The sequence below is a fragment of the Achromobacter pulmonis genome (assembly GCF_902859765.1).
Lineage (GTDB): Bacteria > Pseudomonadota > Gammaproteobacteria > Burkholderiales > Burkholderiaceae_B > Achromobacter > Achromobacter pulmonis.
In genome coordinates, this window is record NZ_CADIJV010000036.1 from 34238 (window position 1) to 48195 (window position 13958).

Annotated in this window: 13 protein-coding genes; 9 read left to right on the top strand and 4 right to left on the bottom strand. The window is 63.9% G+C overall.

What is annotated here, in order from left to right; translation table 11 throughout:
- The first annotated feature begins 1 nt into the window (after position 1).
- Genes HV701_RS23010 through HV701_RS23025 form a run of 4 tightly spaced genes read left to right on the top strand, consistent with a single transcriptional unit; the run spans position 2 to position 3481 of the window.
- Complete coding sequence (locus HV701_RS23010; RefSeq protein ID WP_175135318.1) at positions 2 to 244, top strand: F0F1 ATP synthase subunit C; 243 nt, start codon at positions 2 to 4, stop codon at positions 242 to 244.
- The gene (locus HV701_RS23015) at positions 245 to 1006 is read left to right on the top strand and encodes a F0F1 ATP synthase subunit B family protein (protein WP_175135319.1); all 762 of its coding nucleotides are present in this window, start codon (positions 245 to 247) and stop codon (positions 1004 to 1006) included.
- A complete protein-coding gene (locus HV701_RS23020) occupies positions 987 to 2528 on the top strand; it encodes a F0F1 ATP synthase subunit alpha (protein WP_175135320.1) in 1542 nt (513 codons plus the stop codon). Before HV701_RS23015 ends, HV701_RS23020 begins: the two co-directional genes overlap by 20 nt.
- The gene (locus HV701_RS23025; RefSeq protein WP_175135321.1) at positions 2525 to 3481 is read left to right on the top strand and encodes a F0F1 ATP synthase subunit gamma; all 957 of its coding nucleotides are present in this window, start codon (positions 2525 to 2527) and stop codon (positions 3479 to 3481) included. Before HV701_RS23020 ends, HV701_RS23025 begins: the two co-directional genes overlap by 4 nt.
- On the opposite strand, the gene HV701_RS23030 is transcribed toward HV701_RS23025, so the two are convergent.
- On the bottom strand, positions 3450 to 4589 hold the full coding sequence (locus HV701_RS23030) for a hypothetical protein (protein WP_175135322.1): 1140 nt from the start codon (positions 4587 to 4589) through the stop codon (positions 3450 to 3452). The two genes, HV701_RS23025 and HV701_RS23030, sit on opposite strands and share 32 nt — an antisense overlap.
- A gap of 216 nt (positions 4590 to 4805) precedes the next feature.
- Entirely contained in the window at positions 4806 to 5711 is a 906-nt protein-coding gene (locus HV701_RS23035; RefSeq protein ID WP_175135323.1) for a LysR family transcriptional regulator, read from the bottom strand.
- A gap of 125 nt (positions 5712 to 5836) precedes the next feature.
- On the opposite strand from HV701_RS23035, the gene msuE reads away from it, so the two are divergent.
- The 4 genes from msuE (at position 5837) to HV701_RS23055 (ending at position 10037) form a co-directional block, all read left to right on the top strand.
- Positions 5837 to 6424 carry an FMN reductase gene (msuE, locus tag HV701_RS23040; protein WP_175135324.1) on the top strand — a complete coding sequence of 196 codons (588 nt, stop codon included), beginning with the start codon at positions 5837 to 5839 and terminating at the stop codon, positions 6422 to 6424.
- 151 nt (positions 6425 to 6575) lie between these two features.
- Positions 6576 to 7553, top strand: coding sequence for a DUF1852 domain-containing protein (locus tag HV701_RS23045; protein ID WP_175135325.1), 978 nt, complete (start codon positions 6576 to 6578; stop codon positions 7551 to 7553).
- 25 nt (positions 7554 to 7578) lie between these two features.
- Complete coding sequence (locus tag HV701_RS23050; protein ID WP_175135326.1) at positions 7579 to 8607, top strand: methionine synthase; 1029 nt, start codon at positions 7579 to 7581, stop codon at positions 8605 to 8607.
- Positions 8608 to 9407: 800 nt separating this feature from the next.
- The gene (locus HV701_RS23055; protein ID WP_175135327.1) at positions 9408 to 10037 is read left to right on the top strand and encodes a hypothetical protein; all 630 of its coding nucleotides are present in this window, start codon (positions 9408 to 9410) and stop codon (positions 10035 to 10037) included.
- 256 nt (positions 10038 to 10293) lie between these two features.
- Here HV701_RS23055 and guaA read toward each other — a convergent pair whose 3' ends face one another.
- Entirely contained in the window at positions 10294 to 11886 is a 1593-nt protein-coding gene (gene guaA, locus HV701_RS23060) for a glutamine-hydrolyzing GMP synthase (RefSeq protein WP_175135328.1), read from the bottom strand.
- Positions 11887 to 12006: 120 nt separating this feature from the next.
- A complete protein-coding gene (guaB, locus tag HV701_RS23065; RefSeq protein ID WP_175135329.1) occupies positions 12007 to 13467 on the bottom strand; it encodes an IMP dehydrogenase in 1461 nt (486 codons plus the stop codon).
- A 208-nt stretch (positions 13468 to 13675) separates the two neighbouring features.
- Between guaB and HV701_RS23070 the strand changes: the two genes are divergently transcribed.
- Positions 13676 to 13958: DUF2239 family protein (locus HV701_RS23070; RefSeq protein ID WP_175135330.1), on the top strand; the 283-nt coding region annotated here is incomplete at its 3' end.

The following is a 13958-nucleotide window of genomic DNA, read 5'->3' on the forward strand; positions in this document are numbered from 1 at the left end:
AATGGACCCCAAGCTTATATCCATCATCGGCGCGGTCATCGCGGTCTCGATCGGATCGATCGGGCCGGCGTTGGCCGAGGGCCGCTCGGTGGCGGCCGCCATGGACGCCATCGCGCGCCAGCCCGAGGCGGCCGGAACGATCTCGCGCACGCTGTTCGTCGGCCTGGCCATGATCGAAACCATGGCCATCTATTGCCTGGTGGTGGCGCTGTTGCTGCTCTTTGCCAATCCATACACCCATTGAATGATGCAACTCGACTGGTGGACCATCGTTCTGCAGACCATCAACTTCGGCATCCTGGTCTGGTTGCTGCACCGGTTTCTCTACAAGCCGGTGCTCTCGCTGATCGACGCGCGCAAGGCACAGGCGAGCCAGCAACTCGATGCCGCGCGCGAGATCGAAGCGAAAGCGCAAGCGCAACTGGGCGCCGTCGAAGCCGAGCGCGCCGGCATCAACGCCGAACGCGAAGCGGCGCTCAAGGCCGCCGCGACACAGGCCCAGGAATTGGCCGAGACACGCCGGGCACAGGCCGAGCGCGAGGCGCAGGCGCTGATCGACGCCACGCGCCAGACCTTGACGGCCGAGCGCGCCGAGGCGCTGAACGAGGCGCGCCGGCTCGCGCTCGATCTGGGCGCCGATTTTGCCCAGAAATTGCTCGCCGAAATGCCGGCGCAGTATCGCGCGCAGGCCTGGATCGAACACATCGAGACGCACCTGAACGCCCTGCCCAGCGCCGAACGCGATGCCCTGGCCTGCCAGATCGCCGGCGACACCGTGCTCAAGGTCGTCACCGCCTGCGCATTGCCCGCCGCGGCCGCCGAGCAATGGAAGGCGCGCCTGCGCCTGGCGCTGAACCTGTCGGGCGCCATGACATTCGAGGTCGACCCGGCCTTGATCGCGGGGGCCGAATTGCACTTTCCAACCGCGATCCTGCGCTTTTCCTGGCAAAGCGTGCTCCTGGCCGCACGAACCGAGGCTGGCGCCGATGACCCGCCTCGTGGATGAACTCAGAGACTGGGCCCAACAGCGCCGACAAACCCTGGCGGCGCTGCGGCTCACGCCGCAGCTCGAGCATGTCGGCCGCGTCCTGCAGGTTGGCGACGGCGTGGCGATGGTCGCCGGGTTGCCACAAGCCCGACTCGATGAGTTGCTGATTTTCCAGGGCGGCGTGCGCGGGCTCGCCGTCGATCTCGGCGAAGAGGCCATCGGCTGCGTCCTGCTCGGCAGCACCGACGGCATTCACGCCGGCAGCATTGTCTTCGGCACCGGCGAAGTGGCGCGCGTTCCAGTCGGCGAACGTTTGCTGGGACGCGTGGTCGACGCGCTCGGCGTGCCGCTCGACGGCAAGGACGCACCGGAGGCCACCCAGCTCGCGCCGGTGGAGCAAGCCGCTCCGATCATTATCGACCGGGCGCTGGTGACCAAGCCGCTGGCGACCGGCCTGCTGGTCATCGATGCGATGATCCCGCTTGGCCGAGGCCAGCGCGAACTCATTATCGGCGACCGCGAAACCGGCAAGACCGCAATCGCGATCGACGCCATCATCAACCAGAAATCCAGCGACACCATCTGCGTCTACGCCGCGATCGGCCAGAAAGCCTCGTCGGTGGCGCGCGCCATCGACGCGGTCCGCGTGCATGGCGCGCCGCAACGCTGCATCTTTGTGATCGGCCAAGCCGATGCCGCGCCGGGCTTGCAGTGGCTGACGCCCTACTCGGCCTGCGCCATGGCGGAGTATTTCATGATGCGCGGGCGCGACGTGCTGCTCGTGCTCGACGACCTGACCAAACACGCCGCCTGTTACCGCCAAGTCTCGCTGCTGCTGCGGCGTCCGCCCGGACGGGAAGCCTATCCTGGAGACATCTTCTACATTCACTCGCGATTGCTGGAGCGGGCGGCGAAGCTGGCGCCCGAGCGTGGCGGCGGCTCGCTGACGGCCTTGCCCATCGCCGAGACGCAGGCCGGCAACCTCAGCGCCTACATTCCCACCAACCTGATCTCGATCACGGACGGCCAAGTCTATCTCGACCCGCGCCTCTTCTACGAAAACCAGAAACCGGCGGTCGATGTCGGCAAGAGCGTATCGCGCGTCGGCGGCAAGGCCCAGGCGCCTGTCCTCAAAGCCCTCTCGGAAAGCCTGCGGCTGGAGTATGCGCAGTTCCTGGAATTGGAGGTGTTCACGCGCTTCGGGTCCATGGTGGACGCGCGCACCCGCAAGCTGATCGAACATGGGCGGCGCATCCGCGCCGTGCTGGCGCAGCAGCAGTTCGCGCCGCTGTCGCTGGGTGAGCAGGTCGCGCTGCTATGCGCCGTGGCCGACGGGGTTCTCGATCCCGTGCCCCTGGATCGCATCGGCGCTTTTCGCGCTGGTCTTGCGGGATGGCTCAAGAATCAGTGCCCCGAGGTGCTGGCACTCGGCGACGACGCCAAGCCGTTGCCCGACGCCCTGCGCGCGCGCCTGACCGCGAGCCTGGCCGGACTGGCGCAAACCCTGGGCGCGGCCAGCGCGGCAGAGGAGCCGGCGTGACACGCCTCGCGCAAATCCAGAGCCACTTGGCCGGCATGGGAGAACTGCGCGACATCATGGGCGCGATGCGTTCACTTGCCGGCGTGCGCGTGCAGGAATCCCAGCATGCGCTTCCCGGCATTCGCCGCTACGCCCAGTCCATGGCCGACGCCATCGATGGCGTGCTGCTGCTCATGCCGGTCGACGTCGCGGCGCCGCGCCACGGGCCCGGTTGCCGCGTGCTGGTTCTGTGCACGTCCGAACATGGTTTCGTCGGCGGCTTTAACGAACACCTCCTGGAGGCTGGCATAGCCGCGCTCGAACCCACCGACCTGCTGTTCATGCTGGGCAGCCGTGGCGCCGCGCTTGCCTTCGAGCGTGGCCGCGCCATCGCCTGGAGCATGCCGATGGCGACCCGCCTGAGCGGCGCCCCCGATGCCATCAACCGCCTGACCAACGAGCTCTACGCCCGCATCGCCCGCGGCGAGGTCGCGCGCGTCGAAGTCATGTTCGGCCGCTATCGCCAGGGCGCCGCAACCGCCATCGAGCGCCATCCGCTGCTACCGCTGGACGCCCCCCGGCGCGCGGCCGCCCCGGCGCCCCAGGCGCCTCTGCATAATCTGGCGCCGCGCCCGCTGCTGGAAAAGCTGATCGCCGAGTACGTCTTCGCGCGGCTCATGGAGGCCGCGGTGGAGTCCATCGTCAGCGAAAACGCCGCCCGCTTCGCCGCCATGGAATCCGCGCACGACAATGTCGAGAAAAAGCTCGCCGGATTGCAGAAAGACGCGCGGCAAGCGCGCCAAACCGAAATCACGTCCGAATTGCTGGATCTGATCACGGGCGCCGAAGCGCTGACAAAAAAACACGGCGCGGCCGAATCCGGCCTCTCTTGTCAAGGCGAATCGCATGCGCCCCAGACGCGGCCGCCTGGCGCAACGCCGATCAGCGCCCCGCGCCAATCTGCAGCAACGTGAATTCGCGCCGCATATACCGATTCATCACCTGCGCCAGGATCGGATTCCCGGCGTTTCCAGCCGTCGGCGATACCAGGCTGACCACCGCCGCGCACAGCTTGCCGGCTTCGACCGTGCGCCCGGAGAACTTGGCCTGCACCGCGCCGGCCATGCTCTCTTTCCAGGCCGCGTCGATGCCATCCACGGCCTGCCGGGCGGTGGCGCAATCCGCATACGACAGGGACATCACCACCGCCGGCGTCTTGTCGATCTGCACATCCGCAAGCAGGCCGCCGAAATAAGGCGGAATACCGCGCGCATTCGCAGCGGCCGCCGCCTGGAAGTTCTCCTTCGCCGTGTCGGCATCCGCGCGCGGCGACAACAAGACCTTCGCCGGATCGACCGCCGACAACCCCAATACCGGCGAGATAACCACCGCCTGCACGATCCGGCCGCGGTCGGCGGGCACCGCCTGCTTCAAGCCCGCCAGTGACGCGGCGACCACCTCGCTATCGGCGACCGACGGCGTCGGCTGCGACAAGAACTTCATGCCGTCGGGGGCCGGCGCCTGAACCAATGCCGCGCCCAGCGGCATGACAAAGCTGGCTTTCCCCATCATGCCGCGCCACGGATCGCGCGGATTGGCCTTTTTCAGGTCCATCTTGTGGGCCTCACCGTTGGCCAGCACCCCGGCGACACCCCCGGCATCGACCGCGGCGAAATCGCCCTGTTTGAGACGGTCGACGAACTGGCCCACGGCTTGCGGGTCCTTCAGCCCCCAATACGTGATGCTGGCGGGCGGCCGGCCGAACGCGGCGAAATACGACAGCGTGTCGAACGGCACCTTGGCATTCGTCGACCACTGCTCCAGGCCATGACCGATGGCTTCGAGCGGGCTGATCCACTGCGCCATGCTCAGCCGGCGCATCCCGTCGGCCGACGGGCCGGATGGCTCCAGCCCACGCCAGGCCTGCACGTCGATGAAAAAGACCTGCATCGCGTCCGGGACGGTGAGCGCCTGCTGAGGAATCTGCTTGAAGGCTTGTTGCAGGGTTTCGGTGCTGTCCTGGGCGGCGGCCGTGGCGGCAAATCCAGCCATCAAACACAGGGCAAGAGCCTTTACGCGCATTCGGTTTCTCCGTCTTCTTGGTTTATTTCAGCGTGGGGGATGCCTGCCTTGCGCTTTTAGCCAGCATTCGCGCCGCTTCAGCATGAATGGGGGGACGCGGCAGGCCCGGAGATGGTATCGCAATGTCTGGCGTGTGCCGGCGGGCAACCCTTGCGTTCTGTACCGAGTCATGAGCCGATGTAAGTGCCATCGGCCTGCCTGCGACGCGGGAAGGGTTTATTGCGCGATCGCGGCCGCGGCGGCGGGCTGGCGGGCCAGTTCGATGAAGGCCCGCACGTAGTCGATGGCGGTGTCGGCCTCGCGCGCGCCCAGGAAGATCTGCTTGGCGATGCCGCGCGCGCCCAGCCGCACCGGCACCACGTCCATCCTGGCCGCGTACTCCTGGACCAGCCAGCGCGGCAAGGCGGCCACGCCCCGGCCGCTGGCCACCATCTGGACCATGATGTCAGTGGTCTCGATGGCCTTGTGCCGCCTGGGCGTGACCCCGGCCGGCAACAGGAACTGGTTGTAGATGTCCAGGCGCTCGATGTCCACGGGGTAGCTGATCAGCACTTCCTGAGTCAGTTGCTGCGGTTTCACATAGCCGGCCGACGCCAGGGGATGGCCCTTGGCCACCACCAGCACCTGCTCGTAATCGAACACCGGCTCGAACTTCAGCCCCGGCTTGAACAGCGGGTCGGGCGTGACCAGCAGGTCGATCTCGTAGCCGAAGAGCGCGCCGATCCCGCCAAACTGGAACTTCTGCTTGACGTCCACATCGACGTCGGGCCAGGCCGCGAGATAAGGCGACACCACCTTGAGCAGCCACTGATAACAGGGGTGGCATTCCATGCCGATGCGCAACGCGCCGCGCTCGCCCTGCGCGAACTGGCCCAGCCGTTCTTCGGCCAGGTCCAGTTGCGGCAGCACGCGGTTCGCCACCGCCAGCAGGTATTGACCGGCCTGCGTCAGGCGCAGGCTGCGGCCTTCGCGCAGCCAGACGGCGGTGCCCAGTTGCTGTTCCAGCTTCTTCATGCTGTGGCTCAGGGCCGACTGGGTCAGGTTCAGCACGACCGCGGCGGCCGTCAGCGACCCCTGCTTTTCGACCTGCTGGACGATGCTGAGGTGGATGCGCTCAAGCATTCAGATGATTTCCGCTCATGGATTTGTGAAATAAAACCATTTTACTTCATCAGTACCCGCCACTAGTATGCGCTGCCGTCGTCTGCGCACGCGGCGCCGCGCAAATCCCTCTCCATGAAGCAAAAATGACACGCCCACTCCGTCTAGTAGCCGTTTCCGGCGGACTGCAACGCCCCTCCAAATCCGCGGCCCTGGCACAGCACCTGCTGGACCTGATCGCCGACGAAGTCCCGTGCGAACAACGCCTGGTCGAACTGGGTCAACTCGCCCCGCAATTGGCGGGCGCGACCTGGCGCTCGCATCTGCCGGACGCGGTGGAGCGGGAACTGGGCGCGGTCGAACAGGCCGACGTGCTGGTGGTGGCCACCCCGGTCTTTCGCGGCACCTACACGGGCCTGTTCAAGCACTTCTTCGACTTCATTCACCAGGACGCCCTGATCGACAAGCCCGTGCTGCTGGCGGCCACCGGCGGCAGCGAGCGCCACGCCCTGATGATCGACCATCAATTGCGGCCGCTGTTCAGCTTCTTCCAGGCGCGCACCTTGCCGCTGGGCGTCTACGCCACCGACAAGGATTTCGCCGACTACCGGCTGCAGGACAAGGCCCTGATCGAACGGGCTTGCCTCGCGGTGCAACGGGCGCTGCCGCTGGTCGAACTGACCCGCCGTCCGCGCCCCGCCGCCGTGGAGGAAGCGGTCGCGGCCTGCGCCTGACGCCAGTCCGGAACGCGGACCCGGCGGCCCTTCACGTCCGGCATGCGCCCTGTGGGCGCCTCAACGGCTTCACTTTTCGCGCCATGCGCCCGAACCGGGCCGGCTTTCATTTTCCGCGGACTTTTTCGCACTATCAGCGTATCCAATCACCATGAGCAAAGCGTTCACCTTCACCGTCAAAAGCATCCCTTTTGATGAGAACTATCGTCCTTCGGACAACACGCGCATCACCACCAATTTCGCCAACCTGGCCCGGGGCGAGAGCCGCCAGGAGAATCTGCGCAACACCCTGCGGATGATCGACAAGCGCTTCAACAATCTGGCGCACTGGGACAACCCCAAGGGCGACCGCTACGCCGTCGAACTCGAGATCATCACCGTTGAAATGCATATCGGCGCGGCCGGCGATGTCTTTCCGCTGATCGAGATCCTGAAGACCAACATCGTCGACAAGGCCAACAACGAACGCATCGAGGGCATTGTCGGCAACAATTTCTCGTCCTACGTGCGCGACTACGACTTCAGCGTGCTCCTGCCGGAACACAACAACAACCGCCCCACGTTCAGCACGCCCGACAATTTCGGCGAACTGCACGGCAAGCTGTTCAAGCACTTCGTGAAATCAAGCGCCTACCAGGAACGCTTCAGCAAGCCGCCGGTCATCTGCATCAGCGCCTCCAGCAGCAAAACCTACGAGCGCACCGAAAACCACCACCCCATCCTGGGCGTCGAATATCGGCAGAGCGAATTTTCTTCGACCGACCAGTACTTCGAAAAAATGGGGCTGCGGGTGCGCTACTTCATGCCCGCCGGCAGCGCCGCGCCGCTGGCCTTCTATTTCCAGGGCGACCTGCTGGGTCACTACACCAATCTGGAGCTGATCAGCATCATCAGCACGATGGAAACCTTCCAGAAGATCTACCGCCCCGAGATCTACAACGCCAACTCCGCGGCGGGCCCGTTCTATCAGCCGAGCCTGAAGAACCAGGACTATTCCTTGACGCAGATTGTCTATGACCGCGAAGAGCGCAGCCAACTGGCCGTCAAGCAAGGCAAGTTCACCGAAGAACACTTCATCAAGCCATACAAGCACGTGCTCGACAGCTGGGCCGCCAGCTACGCGCACTAACCCAACACACACGAGACGACAGACCATGAAAAAACTCCTGCCCACCTCCACCGCCGGCAGCCTGCCCAAACCGTCCTGGCTGGCCCAGCCCGAAAAGCTCTGGTCGCCCTGGAAACTGCAAGACCAGGAACTGATCGAAGGCAAACAGGACGCGCTGCGCCTGGCGCTGCAGGAACAGCAGCACGCCGGCATCGACATCGTCAGCGATGGCGAACAGACCCGCCAGCACTTCGTCACCACCTTCATCGAGCACTTGGATGGCGTCGACTTCGAGAAACGCGAAACCGTCCGCATCCGCGACCGCTATGACGCGAGCGTGCCGACCGTGGTGGGCGCCGTGAGCCGCCAGAAACCGGTCTTCGTCGAAGACGCCAAGTTCCTGCGCCAGCAGACCCAGCAGCCGATCAAGTGGGCCCTGCCCGGCCCCATGACGATGATCGACACGCTCTACGACGCCCACTACAAGAGCCGCGAAAAGCTGGCCTGGGAATTCGCCAAGATCCTCAACCAGGAAGCCCGCGAACTGGAAGCCGCCGGCGTCGACATCATCCAGTTCGACGAGCCGGCCTTCAACGTCTTCTTCGACGAAGTGAACGACTGGGGCATCGCCACCCTGGAACGGGCCATCGAAGGGCTGAAGTGCGAAACCGCCGTGCATATTTGCTATGGCTACGGCATCAAGGCCAACACCGACTGGAAAAAGACGCTGGGATCCGAGTGGCGCCAGTACGAAGAGTCCTTCCCCAAGCTGCAGCAGTCCAACATCGACATCATCTCGCTGGAATGCCACAACTCGCATGTGCCGATCGACCTGATCGAACTGATTCGCGGCAAGAAGGTGATGGTCGGCGCCATTGACGTGGCCAGCAATACCGTTGAAACGCCGGAAGAAGTGGCCAATACGCTGCGCAAGGCGCTCAAGTTTGTCGATGCCGACAAGCTCTATCCCTGCACCAACTGCGGCATGGCGCCGCTGTCGCGCGCCATTGCGCACGGCAAGCTGCTGGCGCTGAGCGAAGGCGCGGAAATCGTCCGGAAGGAATTGGCGGGGTGATGGCGAGGCTGTAGGTATGCGGAGACACGATTGAATCGGTAGCTAGATTGCCCCTCCAACTCCATAGAAAAGGCGCTTCGGCGCCTTTTTTCATTTACCGCGGAACCTCCGCGGCGTTATTCCCTCGCGATGTTCAACAGAAAACGCTGACCGCCTGGAAGCGTACCGAGGCAAGCCTGCCTCTAGCGAGTAGGAATACCTGCTCGTCGCTCCATCTACAACATCCAGCAGTTGAACTCACAGGCGTTGAAAGTCGACAGCTATAAAATCGGTTGGCGCGGCGCGTGGGATACGGTGCAGGCCAGCCTCACGGCCTATCAGAACAATTCGGACGTGACGCAGTTCTACGACGCGAAGGATCGGGCGCTGCGGCTGTTCAACCAGAAGGAGCGTGTGAGCGGAGTCGAGGCGAGTCTGGACGTCAATGTCGCTCGCGCTTGGAAGAACGGTGGCGGTGCGTTATGGGTTGGAATGGTGACGGCTCCCCGCCGAAACGCACTTGCCCCTCTTGGGCACATATCTCGCAGCTTAGGACTCGGCATATCCGTACACCGGTTATGGCTCCTGTGGCTTGCGTGTCGTCGCGCAACGCCAGGCGATAGGTGGCCCCGGACGCGCGCCCCCACCAGATCTTGCGTAATGTATGTCCGCTTCGTGCGGGAAAAGTCACTGCTCCGTGCCGTCCTGCTGTCCCATGGCGCCGTAGGCATTGCAATACCTCACGAATTGAACGAAGCTTGAAATCGCTGTGGTATTTTCTGGCTAATCCCACTTCGTGCGGATCAACATGGAGAAATTGAATGCGCTGCTTGTCACTGGGTCTTGGTTTGCTGCTTTTTTCATGTGTTGCCCAAGCTGAAATGATACGGAACGATGCCATTGGCAATGACCCACAAAAAGAGAAACTCTGCGCATCCCGCACCAAAGGCCAGACGGTGCCATTTGAAATTGACTCCCGCTACCTCAAGAGCGCGCGCTCATTCAATCCAGATGCAACTTTCATCGCAATAGATGGAATCAGTCCGCAACTGGTGCAGTGTCATCTTCGCGAAGGCACCGGGAAGTACGAGCCCGCCTCATATAGTCCTGAGGCCAACTATTGGCGTTTAATTCGTCCCAAACAGTTCAAGCCGGGAATAAATACTGATAAAGGCAAGGCAATGGCGGCCAAGGTTTGCGTTGATGCTGCACCCGCGAAGATCAACCGTCCAAATTTCGACCATAGCGTTTACTCCAATGTTGTGGAGATTAGTATTGGCGGCCCCCGCTATCGTCCGGGCGCCTCAATCGCAGGAACGAAAGCTGAGCGATACGACATTGCGGTAGAGGGGACTTCTTTCTACAAGTCTTCAGGCCCAGACCTTGCCGCAGTCACGTTCACTTGCTTGCTTTCGCCCATGCTGGCTATCAAAGGAATCCAGTTTAAATAGTGGGAAGCGTCGTTGATGCCCCCTGCCTGAAGGCAGGGGAATCCTCCTGCTAGCGATGCGCGTCCGCAGCAACGAATGCTCCACGCTGCGTTGATACGGCGAATACGGCTATTGTCGGCAATCTGCTCTCCTGATCCAGGCTAATTCGCAGTCAGGTTCAAGGTCAGGCCGGGTCGTCCTCCGTCGCCAGGCGCGGTAAATGAAAAAAGGCGCCGAAGCGCCTTTTTTTATTTACCGTTCGCCAAGCGAAGCGGCGTTATTCCCACTCAATCGTCGCAGGCGGCTTGCTCGACACGTCATAAACCACCCGATTAATCCCCCGCACCTCATTAATAATCCGCGAGGAAATCCGAGCCAGCAACGGATGCGGCAGCGGCGCCCAATCGGCCGTCATGAAGTCAAACGTCTGCACAGCCCGCAGCGCCACGACATATTCGTAGGTGCGACCATCGCCCATCACCCCCACCGACTTCACCGGCAGGAACACGGCGAACGCCTGCGAGGTCAGCTCGTACCAGGTCAGGCCGCTGGCCTCGTCCTTGGTGTTGCGCAGTTCTTCGATGAAGATCGCGTCCGCGCGGCGCAGCAGCTCGGCGTATTCATGCTTGACTTCGCCCAGGATGCGCACGCCCAGGCCCGGGCCCGGGAACGGGTGGCGGTAGACCATCTGCGGCGGCAGGCCCAGGGCCACGCCCAGTTCGCGGACTTCGTCCTTGAACAGTTCGCGCAGGGGTTCCAGCAGCTTCAGGTTCAGCGTGTCGGGCAGGCCGCCGACGTTGTGGTGCGACTTGATCGAGGTGGCCTTGCCGGTCTTGGCGCCGGCCGATTCGATGACGTCGGGGTAGATGGTGCCCTGGGCCAGCCACTTGGCGCTTTTCTGCTTGCCGGCTTGTTCCTGGAACACTTCCACGAATTCGCGGCCGATGATCTTGCGCTTGGCTTCGGGGTCGGCCACGCCGGACAGCTTGCCCATGAATTGGGCGGTGGCGTCGACGTGGATGATCTTGACGCCCATGTTCTCGGCGAAGGTCTGCATGACCTGCTTGCCTTCGTCCAGGCGCAACAGGCCGTGGTCGACGAACACGCACGTCAATTGATCGCCGATGGCCTTGTGGATCAGGGCCGCGGCCACCGACGAGTCGACGCCGCCGGACAGGCCGAGGATGACTTCGTCTTCACCGACCTGCTCGCGGATGCGGGCGACGGCTTCGGCGACGTAGTCGGGCATGTTCCAGTCGCCCTGGCATTCGCAGATCTCGTTGACGAAGCGGGCCAGCATGGCCTTGCCCTGCACGGTGTGCGTGACTTCGGGGTGGAACTGCACGGCGTAGAAGCGGCGATCTTCGTCGGCCATGCCGGCGATGGGGCAGGACGGCGTGGAGGCCATCAGCTTGAAGCCCGGCGGCAGCTCGGTGACCTTGTCACCGTGGCTCATCCAGACCTTGAGCATGCCGTGGCCGTCGTCCGTGGTGAAGTCTGCCAGGCCTTCCAGCAGCTTGGTGTGGCCGTGGGCGCGGACTTCGGCGTAGCCGAATTCGCGGTGGTCGGAGAAGCTGACCACGCCGCCCAGCTGTTGCGCCATGGACTGCATGCCATAACAGATGCCCAGCACGGGCACGCCCAGCTCGAACACGGCGTGCGGCACGCGCATGGAGCCTTCTTCGTAGGCCGATGCATGGCTGCCCGACAGGATGATGCCCTTCAGGCCCTGCGCCATCTGGTCGCGGATGAAAGCGTCGTCGACGTCGCCGGGATGCACTTCGGAGTAGACGCCGGCTTCGCGCACGCGGCGGGCGATCAGTTGGGTGACTTGCGAACCGTAGTCGAGAATGAGGATGCGCTGGTGCATGGAGACTCTACCGGTAATGAATGAAACCGCAGTAAATAAAACCGCACCGGCAGACCCGCTGACTGATTCTGCGGTTCTGCCGGTGCGTGATGCCTGACATTGTAGTTGACTGTACGGGGATCAGTCGGCGCGGTAGTTGGGCGCTTCCTTGGTGATCTGTACGTCGTGCACGTGGGATTCGCGGACACCGGCGGAGGTGATTTCCACGAATTCGGCCTTGGTGCGCATGTCGTCGATGGTGGCGGCGCCGCAGTAGCCCATGGAGGCGCGGATGCCGCCGACCAGTTGGTAGATGATGGCGAGCACGCTGCCCTTGTAGGGGACGCGGCCTTCGATGCCTTCGGGGACCAGCTTGTCGGCGTTGTTGGCCGGGTCCTGGAAGTAGCGGTCGGCCGAACCTTCGGTCATGGCGCCCAGGCTGCCCATGCCGCGGTACGACTTGTACGAGCGGCCCTGGAACAGCACCACTTCGCCCGGCGCTTCTTCGGTGCCGGCGAACATGCCGCCCATCATGCAGGAGAACGCGCCGGCGGCCAGGGCCTTGGCGACGTCGCCCGAGTAGCGGATGCCGCCGTCGGCGATCAGCGGCACGCCCGTGCCTTCCAGCGCCTTGGCGACTTCGGAGATCGCGTGGATCTGCGGCACGCCGACACCGGCCACGATGCGGGTGGTGCAGATCGAGCCGGGGCCGATACCGACCTTGACGCCGTCGGCGCCATGCTCGACCAGCGCGCGCGCGGCGGCGGCAGTGGCGATGTTGCCGCCGATGACTTCGACCTTGGGGTAGTTCTGCTTGACCCAGCGCACGCCTTCCAGCACGCCCTTGGAGTGGCCGTGGGCGGTGTCGACGATCAGCACGTCGACGCCGGCGGCGACCAGCTTTTCGACGCGCTCTTCGGTGTTGCCGCCGACGCCGACCGCGGCGCCGACACGCAACTGGCCCTGGGCATCCTTGCTGGCCAGCGGGTGCTCGGTGTTCTTGACGATGTCCTTGACGGTGGCCAGGCCGCGCAGCTCGAAACCGTCGTTGACGATGAGCACGCGTTCCAGGCGATGCTTGTGCATCAGGGCCTGCGCTTCATCCAGCGTGGCGCCTTCCTTCATGGTGACCAGGCGTTCCTGCGGCGTCATGATGTTGCGCAGGGGCTGGTCCAGGTTCTCTTCGAAGCGCAGGTCGCGGTTGGTGACGATGCCGACCAGCTTGCGCCCTTCCACCACCGGCAGGCCCGAGATGCCATGCTGGCGCTGCAACGCGATGGCGTCGCGCACTTTCATCTGGGGGGTGACGGTGACCGGATCGATCACGATGCCGAATTCGTGGCGCTTGACGCGGGCGACTTCACGGGCCTGGGCGTCGGCGGACAGATTCTTGTGGATGATCCCGATGCCACCTTCCTGGGCCATGGCGATCGCCAGGCGGGATTCGGTGACCGTGTCCATGGCGGCGGACACGAGCGGGATGTTCAGGGAGATGTTGCGGGTCAGGCGCGTGGCCAGGGAGGTGTCGCGCGGCAACACCTCGGAATACGCAGGCACCAACAACACATCGTCGAAGGTGAGCGCTTTGTGAACGAGACGCATGGGTAACTCCGGGCGCAAAGCAAGATTATACGCCGCTGACGTGTTTTGACTAGGTGTTGACCCTAGGTCGCGGCGGAATTTTTGCGACTTTTTTCAATCGGCGTCGCATGCTTGCACTATTTTTACCCGGATTATATTGACAAGTCCTTTGGCGCCCCGCACAATGCCAGATATCAAATTTATCCGGATAAATAACCCCATATCCCTCATGACACTGCCCGCCCTTCCCCATACCGCTTTTGAAGGCCACCGCCTGCTGGCGCGCGGCGCGCTCGCCGAGGTCGCCCTGGCCGTCAAGCAGGCGCAGGCCGCGCCGGACCGCGGCGCGATTCTGGTGTTCGATGACCTGACCGGCAGACAGATGGACCTGGATCTGCGCGGTGGCGACGCCGACATCCGCAAGCGCTATCAGGCGCCCCCCGACGCCACCCCGGCGCCCGCGGACGCGGCCGACACCGCGGACACCGCCGGCGCCGCGCCGCGCGGCCGCG